The organism is Arthrobacter sp. NPDC057388 (assembly GCF_042668165.1).
Taxonomy (GTDB): Bacteria; Actinomycetota; Actinomycetes; order Actinomycetales; family Micrococcaceae; genus Arthrobacter.
On sequence record NZ_JBHVBL010000036.1, the window covers coordinates 1 to 15,645 of the forward strand.

15 protein-coding genes are annotated in these 15,645 nt (G+C 67.7%); 9 read left to right on the forward strand and 6 right to left on the reverse strand.

Annotation, left to right across the window (positions count from 1 at the left end; translation table 11 throughout):
- Positions 1–90 precede the first annotated feature (90 nt).
- On the reverse strand, positions 91–297 hold the full coding sequence (locus ACFUTU_RS15915) for a hypothetical protein (RefSeq protein ID WP_377965921.1): 207 nt from the start codon (positions 295–297) through the stop codon (positions 91–93).
- Between the two features lie 263 nt (positions 298–560).
- Between ACFUTU_RS15915 and ACFUTU_RS15920 the strand changes: the two genes are divergently transcribed.
- The 9 genes from ACFUTU_RS15920 to bcp all read left to right on the forward strand — a co-directional run bounded on the left by ACFUTU_RS15920 (position 561) and on the right by bcp (position 9,131).
- The gene (locus ACFUTU_RS15920) at positions 561–899 is read left to right on the forward strand and encodes an ArsR/SmtB family transcription factor (RefSeq protein WP_377965923.1); all 339 of its coding nucleotides are present in this window, start codon (positions 561–563) and stop codon (positions 897–899) included.
- Position 900: 1 nt separating this feature from the next.
- The gene (locus tag ACFUTU_RS15925) at positions 901–1,308 is read left to right on the forward strand and encodes an SRPBCC domain-containing protein (protein WP_377965925.1); all 408 of its coding nucleotides are present in this window, start codon (positions 901–903) and stop codon (positions 1,306–1,308) included.
- A 214-nt stretch (positions 1,309–1,522) separates the two neighbouring features.
- On the forward strand, positions 1,523–2,323 hold the full coding sequence (locus ACFUTU_RS15930; protein ID WP_377965927.1) for a hydroxypyruvate isomerase family protein: 801 nt from the start codon (positions 1,523–1,525) through the stop codon (positions 2,321–2,323).
- A gap of 42 nt (positions 2,324–2,365) precedes the next feature.
- Complete coding sequence (locus ACFUTU_RS15935; RefSeq protein ID WP_377965929.1) at positions 2,366–3,244, forward strand: 2-hydroxy-3-oxopropionate reductase; 879 nt, start codon at positions 2,366–2,368, stop codon at positions 3,242–3,244.
- A gap of 181 nt (positions 3,245–3,425) precedes the next feature.
- Entirely contained in the window at positions 3,426–5,204 is a 1,779-nt protein-coding gene (gene gcl, locus ACFUTU_RS15940) for a glyoxylate carboligase (RefSeq protein WP_377965931.1), read from the forward strand.
- Positions 5,205–5,287: 83 nt separating this feature from the next.
- Complete coding sequence (locus tag ACFUTU_RS15945; RefSeq protein WP_377965933.1) at positions 5,288–6,496, forward strand: glycerate kinase; 1,209 nt, start codon at positions 5,288–5,290, stop codon at positions 6,494–6,496.
- A complete protein-coding gene (gene allB, locus ACFUTU_RS15950; RefSeq protein WP_377965935.1) occupies positions 6,489–7,832 on the forward strand; it encodes an allantoinase AllB in 1,344 nt (447 codons plus the stop codon). The genes ACFUTU_RS15945 and allB overlap by 8 nt, the downstream gene beginning before the upstream one ends.
- A 10-nt stretch (positions 7,833–7,842) precedes the next feature.
- Positions 7,843–8,568, forward strand: a complete 726-nt coding sequence (locus ACFUTU_RS15955) for a winged helix-turn-helix domain-containing protein (RefSeq protein WP_377965937.1) — start codon at positions 7,843–7,845, stop codon at positions 8,566–8,568.
- Positions 8,569–8,651: 83 nt separating this feature from the next.
- Entirely contained in the window at positions 8,652–9,131 is a 480-nt protein-coding gene (bcp, locus tag ACFUTU_RS15960) for a thioredoxin-dependent thiol peroxidase (RefSeq protein WP_377965939.1), read from the forward strand.
- Between the two features lie 274 nt (positions 9,132–9,405).
- Here bcp and purU read toward each other — a convergent pair whose 3' ends face one another.
- The 5 genes from purU to ACFUTU_RS15985 are packed head-to-tail and all read right to left on the reverse strand — an operon-like array spanning position 9,406 to position 15,619.
- Positions 9,406–10,305 carry a formyltetrahydrofolate deformylase gene (gene purU / locus ACFUTU_RS15965; RefSeq protein WP_377965941.1) on the reverse strand — a complete coding sequence of 300 codons (900 nt, stop codon included), beginning with the start codon at positions 10,303–10,305 and terminating at the stop codon, positions 9,406–9,408.
- 2 nt (positions 10,306–10,307) lie between these two features.
- Entirely contained in the window at positions 10,308–11,681 is a 1,374-nt protein-coding gene (locus ACFUTU_RS15970) for an L-serine ammonia-lyase (protein ID WP_377965943.1), read from the reverse strand.
- Positions 11,681–12,316, reverse strand: coding sequence for a sarcosine oxidase subunit gamma (locus ACFUTU_RS15975; protein ID WP_377965945.1), 636 nt, complete (start codon positions 12,314–12,316; stop codon positions 11,681–11,683). The genes ACFUTU_RS15970 and ACFUTU_RS15975 overlap by 1 nt, the downstream gene beginning before the upstream one ends.
- Complete coding sequence (locus ACFUTU_RS15980; protein ID WP_377965947.1) at positions 12,309–15,251, reverse strand: sarcosine oxidase subunit alpha family protein; 2,943 nt, start codon at positions 15,249–15,251, stop codon at positions 12,309–12,311. The genes ACFUTU_RS15975 and ACFUTU_RS15980 overlap by 8 nt, the downstream gene beginning before the upstream one ends.
- A complete protein-coding gene (locus tag ACFUTU_RS15985) occupies positions 15,248–15,619 on the reverse strand; it encodes a sarcosine oxidase subunit delta (protein ID WP_377965949.1) in 372 nt (123 codons plus the stop codon). The genes ACFUTU_RS15980 and ACFUTU_RS15985 overlap by 4 nt, the downstream gene beginning before the upstream one ends.
- Between the last annotated feature and the right edge of the window lie 26 nt (positions 15,620–15,645).

The following is a 15,645-nucleotide window of genomic DNA, read 5'->3' on the forward strand; positions in this document are numbered from 1 at the left end:
GGTATAAGAGACAGCCGTTATGGTGCCGCCGTGACTGCTGTTGGCACAGGTTCAGTCGGGGCCGGTTTCGTGCGCGCCCTCGCTTTGCCGTCAGAGTGCGGTGTCCGGTGTTCCGGCTGACTTGTTGCGGGTTTCCATGAGGTGCAGCTGCAGCTTTGCTTCTGCTTCCCGGCGCCGCTTGGCCTGCTCGCGCATCTGCCGTGTCGCCTCGGAGCTCGCGGAATGGATCTGTCCGGCCGTTCGATTGCGGGGAGCGCCACCGCCGGAGGGTGCCGCCGCCATAAGTTCTTCGCTCATGCCCAATGGTCACATGGCCGTGATCTTGCGGGAAGAGCTGATGCCGGAGCGTGACCGGATCGGAACCTGGCCATTCATAAGGGCCGGCGGCGGTTGGGAAGGCACCCCGGGCTTCGTAAGGATCGCTCACCGGGGCTCTTGCCGTCGGCCCCACCTTCATTTTACGGGCCCGGAGCCCGGCGAAACAGGGGTAAATATTCGCAGAGCCCGGCGTCGAACCTGGACCACTTTCGTTTCGGAAATTTCCGACGTATTATGCAGGCGTGCTTCCGGACATTTTCGGCGCCCTCGCGAACCCGTCGCGGCGCACCATCCTCGACGAGCTTCGCAACGGCCCCCGGACGGCGGGCGAGCTTACCGGCCTGCTCGCCCAGAGCCGGTCGACAGCCTCGGAACACCTCGCCGTGCTGCGCGAGGCGGGGCTGGTGCGGGAAGAACGGCAGGGACGCCACCGGGTTTACCACCTTCAGGCAGCCGGCCTGGCGGAGGTGCATGGCTGGCTGAAGCACTACGAGAACTACTGGAACCGGCGCCTCGACGCGCTGGGCAACGTATTGGACAGCAACCGGCCGAACGGCACCGCACCGAAAGAGGAGAACTGACATGACTGACAACACGATCCGCCTCACGCGCCACTTTCCGCACCCTCCGGAGGCGGTCTGGAAGGCACTCACCACCCCGGATCTGCTCGCTCGCTGGTGGGCCGCCGGCGACATCGCCCCCACCGTCGGGCACCGCTTCACCCTGGACATGGGCGGCTGGGGTACGCAGCAGTGCGAAGTCCTCAACGTGGATCCAGGCACGTCCATCAGCTTCCTCTTCGCCGAAGGCGCGCTGGACACCACCGTGACGTGGACCTTGGAGTCAGTGGAGGACGGCACGGTACTGCACCTGGAACATGCCGGCTTCAGGCTCGACACCGCAATGGGCAAACAGGCTTTCCAGGGCATGGGTAACGGCTGGCCGGGAGTTCTGTCCCGGATCGACGGCGTTCTCGTGGACGCTGCATAGCCGCAGGACTTCAGCGCGCACCATACAGAAACGGGAAGGGCCGGCACCGCAGGTGCCGGCCCTTCCTGCCTCCCCAAACCAGTCCCCTTGACTCTCCAGGCACCCCTTCCCTACACTTTTCATAAAGCAGAATCTAAATTCCACAAAGCGGAAACGGTAGAAAAGCCGAGAAGCAGGGAAGATAGATCAAAGCCCCTCCCCGGAAGGACCTACGATGACGTACACAGTGAACTGCTCCATCCTCCTGACGGAGCTGCCCCTGCTCGAGCGCCCGGCAGCAGCCAAGGCGGCAGGTTTTGACGCCGTCGAGTTTTGGTGGCCGTTCGAGAGCTCAGTCCCTTCCGACGCCGAAACCACGGCCTTCGAGCGTGCCATCACCGACGCCGGCGTGCAGCTTTCCGGCCTGAACTTCAACGCCGGAAACATGCCCGGCGGCGACCGCGGCCTGGTGTCCTGGAAGGGTCGCTGCTCCGAGTTCAAGGACAACATCGACGTCGTCGCCGGCATCGGCGAACGGCTCGGCTGCAAGGCCTTCAACGCCCTCTACGGCAACCGCCAGGAGGAATTCAGCCCGGAGGAACAGGACGAGCTCGCCGCCAAGAACCTGGCCGCGGCCGCAGAAGGCGTGGCCCGGATCGGTGGCACCGTCCTCCTCGAACCCGTCAGCGGAGCCCCGCGCTACCCGCTCCTCAAGGCCCAGGACGCACTCGACGTGATCGCCCGGGTCAAGGCGGAATCCGGCGCCCGGAACATCAAGCTCCTCGCGGACTTCTACCACCTGGCCGTCAACGGGGACGACGTCGCCGCCGTCATCGAAAACCACGCCAAGGACTTCGGCCACATCCAGATTGCCGACAACCCCGGCCGCGGGGCTCCCGGAACCGGCGAGCTTCCCCTCGGCGAGTGGATCGCCCGCAGCCGCGAACTCGGCTACGACGGCTACATCGGCCTCGAATACAAGGAACCGCAGGAAACCGCCTTCAGCTGGGCCATCCGCGAACACGCCGCCCGCTAATCCCCGCCCGCTCCATCTAAAGACTTCAGAAAGAGAACCATCATGAGCAACGTTGCAGTCATCGGACTCGGAATCATGGGCCTGCCCATGGCCATCAACCTCGTCAAAGCCGGCCACACCGTCACCGGCTTCAACCGCAGCCAGGACAAGATCGACAAGCTCGTCTCCGAAGGCGGCAAGGGTGCCTCCAGCATCGCCGACGCTGTTAAGGACGCCGACGTCGTCATCACCATGGTCCCGGACTCCCCGGACGTCGAGGGCGTCGTCAGCGGCCCGGACGGTGTCTTCGCCAACGCCAAGCAGGGCGCCCTGTGGATCGACGCCTCCAGCATCCGCCCCGACGTCGCCAAGCGGCTGGCCGACGACGCCAAGGCAGCCGGCATCCGCCCCCTCGACGCCCCCGTCTCCGGCGGCGAACAGGGCGCCATCGACGCCGTCCTGTCCATCATGGTCGGCGGTGACGCAGCTGACTTCGAGGCAGCCCAGGACGTCCTGAACGCCGTCGGCAAGACCATCGTCCACGTCGGCCCCTCCGGCTCCGGCCAGACCGTCAAGGCAGCCAACCAGCTGATCGTCGCCGTCAACATCGAGGTCCTCGGCGAAGCCATCGCATTCCTCGAGGCCTACGGCGTGGACACCGACGCCGCCCTCAAGGTCCTCGGCGGCGGACTGGCCGGCTCCAAGGTCCTGGACCAGAAGGGCCAGAAGATGCTGGACCGCAACTTCGACCCCGGCTTCCGCCTCGCCCTCCACCACAAGGACCTGGGCATCGTCACCTCCGCCGCCCGCGAAGCCAACGTCTCCATCCCGCTCGGCGCCGTCGTCGCCCAGCTCGTCGCCGCCACCGTCAACCAGGGCGACGGCGGCCTGGACCACTCGGGACTCTTCAAGCAGGTCCTCCAGCTCAGCGGCCGGAAGTAGCGCCTCCCCCGGAGTTTTTGTACAGATAATCGGCCCTAAAGGCCCTCCGGCGGCCATTATCTGTACAAAAACTCCCCAGCCGCCGTCGGGAATTACGACGGCGGCACCCCCACTAAGTGCCCGGCAAAACGCCGGGCCTTCCTTCAGCACACCCAAAAACAGACTTCCCAAGGAGCACACCATGACCAAGATGCGCACCGTAGACGCTGCCATCGCCATCCTGGAAAAGGAGGGCGCCACCGAGGCGTTCGGCCTGCCGGGCGCGGCGATCAACCCGTTCTACTCCGCCATGAAAGCCCACGGCGGCATCCGCCACACCCTGGCCCGCCACGTTGAAGGCGCCAGCCACATGGCCGACGGCTACTCCCGCGCAGCCGACGGCAACATCGGCATCTGCATCGGCACCTCGGGCCCCGCCGGCACCGACATGATCACCGGCCTGTACGCCGCGTGGGCCGACTCCATCCCCATGCTCTGCATCACCGGCCAGGCCCCGGTTGCCAAGCTGCACAAGGAAGACTTCCAGGCCGTGGACATCGAGTCCATCGCCAAGCCCGTCACCAAGATGGCCATGACCATCCTGGAGCCCGGCCAGGTTCCCGGCGCGTTCCAGAAGGCCTTCCAGCTGATGCGCTCCGGCCGCCCCGGCCCGGTGCTGCTGGACCTGCCGATCGACGTGCAGATGGCCGAGATCGAATTCGACATCGACACCTACGAGCCGCTGCCCGTCGAGAAGCCCAGGGCCTCCCGCAAGCAGCTGGAAAAGGCCCTGGACATGCTCACGGCCGGCGAGCGCCCGCTGATCGTGGCCGGCGGCGGCATCATCAACGCCGGCGCCTCCGCGCAGCTGGTGGAACTGGCCGAGCTGCTGAACGTTCCCGTCATCCCCACCCTGATGGGCTGGGGCGCCATTCCGGACGACCACGCACTGATGGCCGGCATGGTGGGCCTGCAGACCAGCCACCGCTACGGCAACGAGAACTTCCTGCGCAGCGACTTCGTGATCGGCATCGGCAACCGCTGGGCCAACCGCCACACCGGCGGGCTGGACACCTACACGGCGGGCCGCAAGTTCGTGCACATCGACATCGAGCCCACCCAGATCGGCCGCGTGTTCTCCCCGGACTTCGGCATCGCCTCCGACGCCGGCGCCGCCCTGGACGGCCTGCTGGAAATCGCCCGCGAACGCGCCGCCGCGAAGGCGCTGCCGGACTACAAGGCCTGGGTTGCCGAGTGCGCCGAGCGCAAGGCCACCCTGCACCGCAAGACCCACTTCGACAACGTGCCCATGAAGCCGCAGCGCGTATACGAGGAGATGAACAAGGCCTTCGGCAAGGACACCACCTACGTGTCCACCATCGGCCTGTCCCAGATCGCCGGCGCCCAGATGCTGCACGTGTTCGGCGCCCGCAAGTGGATCAACGCCGGCCAGGCAGGCCCGCTGGGCTGGACCGCCCCGGCCGCCCTCGGCGTCGTGCGCGGCAAGCCGGGCGAGAACGTGGTGGCCCTGTCCGGCGACTACGACTTCCAGTTCATGATCGAGGAACTGGCCGTGGGCGCGCAGTTCAACCTGCCGTACATCCACGTGGTGGTGAACAACTCCTACCTGGGCCTGATCCGCCAGTCCCAGCGCGGCTTCAACATGGATTACCACGTGTCCCTGGGCTTCGACAACATCAACTCCCCCGAAACCGAGGGCTACGGCGTGGACCACCTCAAGGTCGCCGAGGGTCTGGGCTGCAAGGCCATCCGTGTGACCAGCCCCGAGGACATGCCGGCCGCGTTCGACAAGGCCAAGGCCCTGATGGGCGAGTTCCAGGTTCCCGTGGTGGTTGAAGTGATCCTGGAAAAGGTCACCAACATCTCCATGGGCCTGGAGATCAACGCCGTGAACGAGTTCGAGGAACTGGCCACCACGGCAGCCGACGCCCCCACCGCCATCCTGGCCCTGCAGGACTAGCAGCCTGCAGGACTAACAACCTGCAGGCCCCGCATCCAGGGTCCAGCAGACGCATCGAAAAAGTACCGAAGATAAGGCAAGCAATGCGCATCGTGATCGCGCCGGACAAGTTCAAGGGCTCACTCTCCGCCCCGGACGTCGCCCGGCACCTTGAAACCGGGCTCCGGAACGGCACCGCCACAGCGGGCTTGCCCGGCACCCTGGAGGTACTGCGGATTCCCGTGGCCGACGGCGGCGAGGGCACCCTCGACGCCGCCGTCGGCTCCGGGTTCACCCGGCGCCGTGCCGTGGTCAGCGGCCCCACCGGGCAGCCGCTGACGGCCGAGTTCGCGGTCCGCGGCCGGGAGGCCGTAATCGAAATGGCCGCGGCGTCCGGTTTGGCCGTGCTCCCGCCCTCCGCTTTTTCCAAGAACGACGGCGGGAGGCCGGGTTCCGGGTCCGCCCGGACTGCCAGCAGCCTGGGCACCGGCGAACTGATCCGTGCGGCGCTGGACGCCGGCTGCCGGCAGATCATCCTGGGCGTCGGCGGCAGCGCCAACACCGACGGCGGCGCCGGAGTTCTGCAGGGGCTCGGTGCGAAGCTGCTCGACGCCGCCGGCAACGAACTTCCCCTCGGCGGCGCCGCCCTTGCGGACCTGGCCGCCATCGACTTCTCCGGCTTTGATGCGCGGCTGGAGGAGTCCCGTTTCATTCTGGCGAGCGACGTGGACAACCCGCTCCTCGGAGCGGAAGGCGCGGCCGCCATCTTCGGACCGCAGAAGGGCGCCACCGCCGCGGACGTCGGCGAACTGGACGCCGCCCTGGCCAATTTCGTCCAGGTGCTCGCCACGGAGATCGGGCCCCGCGCGGTCAAGGCCGCCGGCGCACCGGGCGCCGGGGCGGCCGGCGGCGTCGGCTACGCCGCCATCGCGGCACTGGCCGCATCACGCCGGCCGGGCATCGACGTCGTGCTTGAATTCACCCGGCTCGCCGACCGGCTGGCCGGCGCGGACCTGGTGATCACCGGCGAAGGCAGCCTCGACGAACAGAGCCTGCTGGGCAAGACGCCCATGGGCGTCGCCCGCGCGGCAGCTGCCGCGGACGTGCCGGTACTGGCTGTCTGCGGCCGCACCACGCTCTCGCCGGAACAGCAGCAGAACTCCGGCTTCCGGCAGGTCTATCCCCTGACGGCACTGGAGAGCAATGTAGAGATATGCATAGCTGAAGCAGGACGCCTGCTTCAGGAATTGGGTCAGCACATCGGCGTGCACCTGACCGACACTGCTAACACGAAGGAGCCCCTGAATGTCTGAAGAACGCTTTGACCTGGTCATCCGGGGCCGGCGCATCCTCACCACCGCCGGGATCGCGGCCCGTGAAGTGGGCGTGCGCGGCGGCAAGATCGTCGCCCTCGAACCGCTCGGCAACGGCCTGCAGGGCGCCGAGGTGGTTGAACTCGCCGACGACGAAACCCTGATCCCCGGCCTCGTGGACACCCACGTGCACGTCAATGAGCCCGGCCGCACCGAGTGGGAGGGCTTCGCCTCCGCCACCCGCGCCGCGGCTGCCGGCGGCGTCACCACCATCATCGACATGCCGCTGAACTCCATCCCGCCCACCACCAACGTGGACGGCCTCAAGCTCAAGCGCGAGGTGGCCGAGGACCAGGCGTTCGTGGACGTCGGGTTCTGGGGCGGCGCGATCCCGGGCAACAAGGCCGACCTGCGCCCGCTGCACGACGAGGGCGTCTTCGGCTTCAAGTGCTTCCTGCTGCACTCCGGCGTGGACGAGTTCCCGCACCTGGAAGCGGACGAGATGGAGGAGGACATGCGCGAGCTGAAGTCCTTCGACTCGCTCATGATCGTCCACGCCGAGGACTCACACGCCATTGACCATGCACCCCACCCCGGCGGCGCCCACTACTCCACCTTCCTGGCCTCCCGCCCCCGCGGCGCCGAGAACAAGGCCATCGCCGAGGTGATCGAGCGTGCCCGCTGGACCGGCGCCCGCGCCCACATCCTGCACCTGTCCTCCTCCGACGCCCTGCCGATGATCGCTTCGGCAAAGCGCGACGGCGTGCACCTCACCGTGGAGACCTGCCCCCACTACCTCACGCTCATGGCCGAGGAAATCCCCGACGGCGCCACCGCGTACAAGTGCTGCCCGCCCATCCGCGAAGCCTCCAACCGCGAGCTCCTCTGGCAGGGCCTGCAGGACGGCACCATCGACTGCATCGTCTCCGACCACTCCCCCAGCACGCTGGACCTGAAGGACCTGGAAAACGGGGACTTCGCCGTCGCCTGGGGCGGGGTTTCCTCGCTGCAGCTGGGCCTGTCACTCATCTGGACCGAGGCCCGGCACCGCGGCATCCCGCTGGAACAGGTGGTGTCGTGGATGGCAGAGAAGCCCGCGTCCCTGGCGCGGCTCTCCAACAAGGGCCAGCTGGCGCTGGGCTACGACGCCGACTTCGCCGTCTTCGCCCAGGACGAGGCCTTCGTGGTGGACGTGTCCAAGCTCAAGCACAAGAACCCGATCACCCCGTACGACGGCAAGGCACTCTCCGGCGTGGTCCGCCGCACCTACCTGCGCGGCAGCGTGGTGGACGGCCAGACCCCCGGCGGCAAGCTGATCCGCCGCGGCGGCATCTGAGGGCCGCGCGGTGGCTGTGCATGCCCATTCACCGCGCGGCACGTCGGCCCGTAGTTTCGCCAAGGCCCACGGCCTGGCCGTCTGGGTAGCTCCGCCCGAAGGCCAGGACATCGACCCGGAGGTCCTGGCCCGGGCTGCCGAACTGGTGCTGGAACGGGCCCTTCAGTTTGCTCCGGAGGCGGAAGTCCACTGGCCTGCCGCCGGAGCTGCAACATCCGCCGCCGGGAGGCACCCGGGCATGCCCCCTGGGGAGGGGGCGCCCAACGGCGCGCCCGGCGGCGGAACGTCCGTGCCGCCGTCGTCCTCTCCGGAGGACTCCCAAACGGACTCCTCGGAAAGTGAGTTCCCGGAAACGGACTCCGCACAAAAGGACGACGGCGCCGCCACCCACCTCCCGCCGTCGGCCGGACACGTCAGCCGGGTGGCCGTGGACCTTGCCCGCTCCGAGGTGCTGCTGGACGGCGACCTGGTGCCGCTGACCGGCGTCGAATTCAAGCTGCTGCGGTACCTGGTGGAGCACTGCTCACGGACTGTGGACCGGGAGGAGCTAAGGCTTTTCCTGGAGTCGTGCGACAGCCCCGGCGCCGCCGCCCGTTCCATCGACGTGTACGTGGGCCGGGTACGGCGGAAGCTGCGCGGCGGCCGGCACGCGATCGCCACCGTCCGCGGCGGCGGCTACCGCTTCATCTGCGGACCCGCTGCGACCGTCCGAGGGCCTGCGGAATACAGTATCTAAGGCTGCTGTTATCCATCTCAGTCCGATCAGTGAATTCGCTTGACCAGATTTTCGCTCGACCCAGATCCATCAGAAGGAATGCCATGAGCCCCAAACTGACCACCAAGCTCCAGCCCGGAACCCAGGCGCCGGACTTCACCCTGCGGGACGCAGAAGGCAAGCAGACCTCGCTGGCCGATTACCGCGGCAAGAACGTCATCGTGTACTTCTACCCCGAGGCCGCCACTCCCGGCTGCACCACCGAAGCCTGCGACTTCCGCGACAACCTGGCTTCCTTCCAGGGTTCCGGCTACGCGGTGCTGGGCATCTCCCCCGACGCGCCGGAGAAGCTGGCGGCTTTCACGGGCGACTTCGATCTCACCTTCCCGCTGCTGGCCGACGAAGACCACGCCGTGGCCCTGGCCTACGGCGCCTGGGGCGAGAAGCTCATCGACGGAGAAGTGCACGAGGGCATCGTCCGCTCCACCGTGGTCCTGGACCCCGAAGGCAAAGTCACCCTGGCCCAGTACCAGGTCAAGGCGCAGGGCCACGTCCAGGCGCTCCGCGAACAGCTCGGCGTCTGACCCCCGACGCCTCCTCATCCCAGACGCGTCCTCACCTTTCACCGCCTGATTCCAGACGCGTCCTCACCTTTCGCCGCCTGATCCCAGACGCGTCCTCACCTTTCGCCGCCTGATCCCAGACGCGTCCTCACCTTTGGTCGCTTAAACCGAAACCCTCCCGCATGAACTGCGGGAGGGTTTCGGGTTAAGCGGCAGGACGTGAGGACGCGTCGGGTCGTGGGCGGCAGGACGTGAGGACGCGTCGGGTTTTAGGCGACGGGATGTGAGGAAGGGTCTACTTCAGGACCACGGTCCGGTTGCCGTTGAGGATGATGCGGCCTTCGCAGTGCCAGCGGACGGCGTTGCTGAGCGCCTTGCATTCGGTGTCGCGTCCGGCGGCGACGAGGTCCTCGGGGCCGAAGGTGTGGTCCACCTCGACGACCTGCTGCGCGATGATCGGGCCCTCGTCGAGTTCGGCGTTCACGTAGTGCGCGGTGGCGCCCACGGTCTTCACGCCGCGGGCGTAGGCCTGGTGGTACGGCTTGGCACCCTTGAATGACGGCAGGAACGAGTGGTGGATGTTGATCGCCCGGCCGTCCAGCTTGCGGGCCAGGTCGTCGCTGAGAACCTGCATGTACCGGGCGAGCACCACCAGTTCAACGTCGAGGTCATCGACGATCTCCAGCAGCCGGGCCTCTGCCTCCGGCTTGGTGGCTGCGGTGACCGGGATGTGGAAGAACGGGATGCCGTGCCAGTCCACGAGGGCCTGGTGATCCGTGTGATTGGACACCACACCCACCACCTCGATGGGCAGTTCACCCACGCGGGCGCGGAAAAGCAGGTCGTTGAGGCAGTGGCCGAACTTCGAGACCATGATCAGGACCTTGCGGCGGGACCCGTTGCGTTCCAGCCGCCACTTCATGTTGTACTTCTCGGCAACCGGGGCGAAGCCTGCGCGCAGCTGCTCCAGGGTGGCCTCGTTGCCGTCGGACGCGAAGTGCACCCGCATGAAGAAGTGCCCTTCGGACCGGTCGCCGAACTGCTTGTTGTCGATGATGTCGCAGCCGTACTCGAGCAGGAAGCCGGAGACGGCGTGCACGATGCCCGGGCCTTCGGGGCAGTCCAGGGTCAGCACGTGCTCGACGCTGTTGGCGGGCTGCCCGGCGGCACGCGGCTCAGTCTGAATAGCAGTCATGGTCAGCACTCAATTACATTCACAGCGAGGCCTCCTCGAGAGGTTTCCTTGTACTTGGTTTTCATGTCGGCGCCGGTCTCGCGCATGGTCTTGATGGCCTTGTCCAGCGACACCTTGTGGCTGCCGTCCCCGTGCAGGGCCAGGCGTGCGGCGTTGATGGCCTTGACGCTGGCGATCGCGTTCCGTTCGATGCACGGGATCTGTACCAGCCCGCCCACGGGGTCGCAGGTCAGCCCGAGGTTGTGTTCGATCCCCACCTCGGCGGCGTTCTCCACCTGTTCCGGGGTGCCGCCAAGCACCTCACAGAGTCCGGCAGCGGCCATGGAGCAGGCCGAGCCGACCTCACCCTGGCACCCAACTTCCGCACCGGAGATTGAAGCGTTGATCTTGAACAGGATCCCGACGGCGGCCGCCGCCAGCAGGAACCGCACCACACCGTCGTCGTTGGCGCCGGGAACAAACTTAACGTAGTAGTGCAGGACGGCCGGCACGATTCCTGCTGCCCCGTTGGTGGGGGCGGTGACGATGCGGCCACCGGCCGCGTTCTCCTCGTTGACGGCCAGCGCGAAGAGGTTCACCCACTCCATCGCGCGGAGCGGGTCCGTGCTGGCCGAGTCCTTGGACAGCGTCTGGAAGAGCTGCGGCGCACGCCGCTTCACCTGCAGCCCGCCGGGCAGGATGCCCTCCGCGGAGCAGCCGTTCTCCACGCATTCGCGCATGACGGCCCACAGCTTCAGCAGTTCCTCGCGGAGCTCCGCCTCGCTGCGCCATGCCAGCTCGTTGGCGAGCATGACGTCGGAGATCGACATGCCCTCGCGGCGGCAGATCTCCAGGAGCTCGTTGGCCGTGGTGAAGGGGTACGGCAGCTGGGTGTCGTCGGCAACCACCTTGGCACCGGCGTCGGCATCACCGTCGACGACGAAACCGCCACCGATGGAGTAGAAGCTCCGTTCGCTCAGTACCGTGCCGGCGTGGTCCAAAGCGCGGAACGTCATGCCGTTGGGGTGGGCCGGCAGCGACTTGCGCCGGTGCAGCACCACGTCCTCGTCCCAGTTGAAGTCCACCCGGTGGTCCCCGCCGATCCGGAGCTCGGCGTCCAGGGCGGCGGCTGCCACCTTGTCGTCGGCTGTGGACGTGTCCACGGTTTCCGGCTCCAGGCCCTGCAGGCCGAGCACCACGGCCTTGTCGGAACCGTGGCCCCGGCCGGTGGCGCCGAGGGATCCGAAGAGCTCTGCCTGGACCCGAGTGGTCGAGCTCAGCAGCCCGCCGCCCTTGAGTCCGTCGGCGAACTGCTTTGCCGCCCGCATCGGGCCGACCGTGTGTGACGACGACGGCCCGATGCCAACGGAAAACAGGTCCAGTGCGCTAAGCGCCATTAAGGCACCTCAGGGGAAGCGAACTCCCTCATGGCGTCCAGGAGCCAGCGGCCCAGGTAATCCGCGAACGAGGCGCGGGGGAACAGCCGGAAGCTTTCCTCCCCGTCCTTGAACAGGACGACCGGAATGTTGCCCACCTCGGTGTTCAGGGCGGTGCCCGGCTTGAGGGTGCGCGGGTGCAGGTCCAGGGCGCAGCCCTTTTCCAGCACCGCACGGGCCCGGGGGCCGGACAGCTCGAACGTGGTGCGGTTGGCGGACAGGTCCACCACCTGCCCGGCGCCGTCGCCCAGGGCCGACTTGAGGGAGCCGATCAGGTCCCCGCCCAGGGAGTCGTGGGCGTCTTCCGGGGCTACCACCAGGAACTCCTGTGGGCCAAGCCACAGGACGCTGATGCGGTCCGTGCCGCGGACCTCGCCGCAGCTCACCGGCAGGCCGCCTGTGACGGAGCCGATCCGGGCGCCGGTTTCGGAGTTCGGGTCAACCCGGACGCCGGCCATGGTCTGGAACGGGCCCTCCTTGAGGGTGACTGTTCCCTGCACGGACCCGGAGTCGAATGCTTCGGCGAGGTGGGAGGCTGGGCTGCGGCGGATTTCCCGGAGTCCATTGATGCCTGTGAAGGCTGCGGTGTTAGCCATCTTTGCGGGTCCCTTCGGGGTCAAACAGTACGGTTTCTGCCACGACTACGTCGACGAGCTGGTTGCCGGCGGCAGCCACCAGGGTTTCGCCGATCCGGTTGCGGCCGTTCTTGATCAGCGCCAGGCCGAACGAGCGGCCCAGGGCGGCGCTGTGGTAGCTGGAGGTCACGAAGCCCTGCATCGGGACCGGGCCGTAGGCGGGGTTCGCCGGGATGCCCTTCTCCACCAGCTGGGTTCCTTCCGGAAGCTTCAGCGAGCCGTCCACTGGAAGGACGCTGACCAGGTGCTTGCGGTCATCGCGGTGCTGGTCGACGCGGTTGTAGGAGCGCTTGCCGATGAAGTCCTTGGCCTTGGAGACGATCCATTCCATGCCGGCGTCCTGCGGGGTGACCGTGCCGTCGGTGTCCTGGCCGACGATCGGGTAGCCCTTCTCGGCGCGCAGCACGTGCATGGTCTCGGTGCCGTAGGGGGTGATGTTGAACTCGGCGCCGGCCGCGGCAACGGATTCCCACGTGTTCAGCCCGTACCAGGACGGCACATTGATTTCGTACGCCAGTTCACCGGAGAACGAGATCCGGCAGACGCGGGCCTGCACGCCGGACGCGAGGGTGGTTTCGCGGAAGGTCATGAACGGGAACGCCTCGGCGGACAGGCCGCCGTTGGCTGCCAGTTCCGGGGCGACCTTGGCGATGACGTCGCGGGACTTGGGTCCGACGACGGCGATCGTGCTCCACTGTTCGGTCACCGAGGTGCAGTGCACATCGAGTTCCGGCCATTCGGTCTGCAGCCATTCCTCCAGCCAGTCCAGCACCTTGGCGGCGCCGCCGGTGGTGGTGGTCATGAAGTAGGTTTCCTCGTCCAGGCGCAGGGTCACGCCGTCGTCGAAGATCATGCCGTCAGCGAGGCACATGACGCCGTAGCGGGCAGAACCCGGAGCCAGCTTCTTGAACGCGTTGGTGTAGATGCGGTTCAGGAACTCGCCTGCGTCCTTGCCGCGGATCTCGATCTTGCCGAGGGTGGTGGCGTCCATGAAGCCCACGGAGTCGCGGACGGCGGCGCACTCGCGGAGTACGGCCTCGTCCATGTCCTCGCCGTTCTGCGGGTAGTACCACGGCCGCTTCCACTGTCCGACGTCCTCGAACAGGGCGCCCTGGGCGACGTGCCAGGGGTGGATCGATGTGACCCGGGCGGGGTCGAACAGCTCGCCGCGCTGGCGTCCGGCCAGTGCCGCGAAGGCCACGGGGGTGAACGGCGCACGGTAGGTGGTGGTGCCGATGTCGCCGATGCCCCGGGAAGCCTCGCCGGCCTGGCGCAGGGCCGCGGCGATGACGCCGATGGCGTTCACGCCGGACGTCTTGCCCTGGTCGTTGGCGGTGCTGATGGAGGTGTAGCGCTTGACGTGCTCTACGGACCGCATGCCGGCGCCGGTGGAGCGCAGGACGTCGGCCACGGACTGGTCACGCTGGAAGTCGACGAAGTGGTGGTGCCAGTCGTCGGGGGTTCCGGTCTGGCCGGGGACAACCCACAGCTGGCGGGTCGGGGCGGATGCCTTTGGCTCGGCCAGGACGGACGGCTCAACAGCGGACTCGAAGCCGGCAGCGATCACTGCGGCGGCACCGGCGGAGATGCCCTCGGCCAGGCAGTCGGCGAGTTCGAAGCTGCCGCGGCCCGAGCCGATGGTCTGCTGGTTGGCAACCAGGGTGGACGGCACGAAGGCCGCGAGGTCCTCGTCCCAGCGCAGCTTGCCCTGGCGCTGCGAGTGCAGGTGCACCAGCGGGCTCCAGCCGCCGGACACTGCCAGCAGGTCGGCGGCGATCTCTTCGACGCCGGAGGTGAGTTCGCCGTCGTCGTTAATGCTGCGGACGGTGACGCTGTTCAGGCGGCCATCCGGGTCAGCGGCGGTGTTGGCCACGGCGCTGCCGATGAGGACACGGGTGCCGGCTTCGACGGCGGCGGCAGCCACCGGGGTGAGGCTGGAACGGGCGTCGACGACGGCGGCGACCTTGATCCCGGCGGCGCGCAGGTCCGCGACGAGGGCGTAGGCGCTGTCGTTGGTGGTGCTGACCACCACGCGCGAACCGGCAGCCACGGCGTAGCGGTTCAGGTAGGTACGCACGGCCGAGGCGAGCATGATGCCCGGGCGGTCGTTGTTCTCGAACACCAGGGGACGCTCGTGGGCGCCCGGGGCCAGGACAACCTGGCTGGCACGGATGTGCCAAATCCGCTGGCGGGAGACGCCGGAAGCTGCCGGGCTGGAGAGGTGGTCAGTGCGGTTCTGGACCGCGATGACGTAGTTGGAGTCGTACGCGCCAAAGGCGGTGGTGCGGTTCAGCACGGTGCTCTCGGCGCCGGAGACGAGCTCGGCCTCGACGTCGGCGACCCATTCGAGCGCCGGCTTGCCCTCGATGGTCTCGGCCAGTTCGGGGGCCGTGGATCCGGACAGCAGCGAGCCGCCGAGTTCCGGCTGGTCGTCCATCAGGATGACGCGTGCGCCGCTGCGGACAGCTTCGCGGGCTGCGGCGAGGCCTGCGGGGCCGCCGCCGATCACCAGGATGTCGGTGTGGACGTACTTCTTGTCGTACTCGGCGCGGTCATCGGCCGGGTCCAGCTTGCCGAGGCCGTTGAGCAGGCTGGCCTGCAGGCCGTCCACGAGCGAAACGGTGGTGGCGGGGAGCATGGATTCGGCGACGTCGCCGGGGAACCGGGCCTCGATCCGGACCAGCGCGTTGGGTTCTTCCACGCCTGCGGCCAGGATGCCGCGGGCACGGTCCTCGTACAGGGAGTTGCCGGCGGCGACGCGGCCGTTGGCCAGCATCGCGGAGGCCAGCGTGTCACCCGGGTGGCCGGTGAATTCCTCGCCGTCCACGGTGAAGCGCCAGGAGATGCTGCGGTCGATGCGGCCGCCGGTGCTGAGGCGCGCGTTCTGGGAGGTCACTTGGTCGCTCCTTCCGGGGCGGTGCTGGGGCTGAGGGGGGTGGTGCTGGCCGGGCCGGTGCTTGCAGTGCCGGTGTCAGCTGCCGGAGGGACGGGTGCGGCAGGCCGCGGCGTCCCCATCGGGTAGACGGCCTGGATGTCGTACGTGACCGTGTCGCGGAGCATGTTGAACCACTGCCGGCAGCCGGTGCTGTGCACCCAGCGTTCGGCGAAGGTGCCCTTGGTGTTCTCGCGGTAGAACAGGTACTCGGCCCATTCCCGGTCCGTGAGGTCGTTGGGGTTCTCGGGGTAGGGCACGTGGGCCTGGCCGCCGTAGTGGAACTCGGTTTCGTCCCGCGGGCCGCAGTTGGGGCAGGAGATAAGCAGCATGTGCGTCTTCTTTCTTATGGACCGTG

Bases quoted from the DNA above. Each gene is read 5' to 3' on its own strand.
- ACFUTU_RS15915 (WP_377965921.1), bottom strand. From the start codon at position 297: ATGAGCGAAGAACTTATGGCGGCGGCACCCTCCGGCGGTGGCGCTCCC.
- ACFUTU_RS15925 (WP_377965925.1), top strand. From the start codon at position 901: ATGACTGACAACACGATCCGCCTCACGCGCCACTTTCCGCACCCTCCG.
- ACFUTU_RS15930 (WP_377965927.1), top strand. From the start codon at position 1,523: ATGACGTACACAGTGAACTGCTCCATCCTCCTGACGGAGCTGCCCCTG.
- ACFUTU_RS15935 (WP_377965929.1), top strand. From the start codon at position 2,366: ATGAGCAACGTTGCAGTCATCGGACTCGGAATCATGGGCCTGCCCATG.
- gcl (WP_377965931.1), top strand. From the start codon at position 3,426: ATGACCAAGATGCGCACCGTAGACGCTGCCATCGCCATCCTGGAAAAG.
- ACFUTU_RS15945 (WP_377965933.1), top strand. From the start codon at position 5,288: ATGCGCATCGTGATCGCGCCGGACAAGTTCAAGGGCTCACTCTCCGCC.
- allB (WP_377965935.1), top strand. From the start codon at position 6,489: ATGTCTGAAGAACGCTTTGACCTGGTCATCCGGGGCCGGCGCATCCTC.
- bcp (WP_377965939.1), top strand. From the start codon at position 8,652: ATGAGCCCCAAACTGACCACCAAGCTCCAGCCCGGAACCCAGGCGCCG.
- purU (WP_377965941.1), bottom strand. From the start codon at position 10,305: ATGACTGCTATTCAGACTGAGCCGCGTGCCGCCGGGCAGCCCGCCAAC.
- ACFUTU_RS15970 (WP_377965943.1), bottom strand. From the start codon at position 11,681: ATGGCGCTTAGCGCACTGGACCTGTTTTCCGTTGGCATCGGGCCGTCG.
- ACFUTU_RS15975 (WP_377965945.1), bottom strand. From the start codon at position 12,316: ATGGCTAACACCGCAGCCTTCACAGGCATCAATGGACTCCGGGAAATC.
- ACFUTU_RS15985 (WP_377965949.1), bottom strand. From the start codon at position 15,619: ATGCTGCTTATCTCCTGCCCCAACTGCGGCCCGCGGGACGAAACCGAG.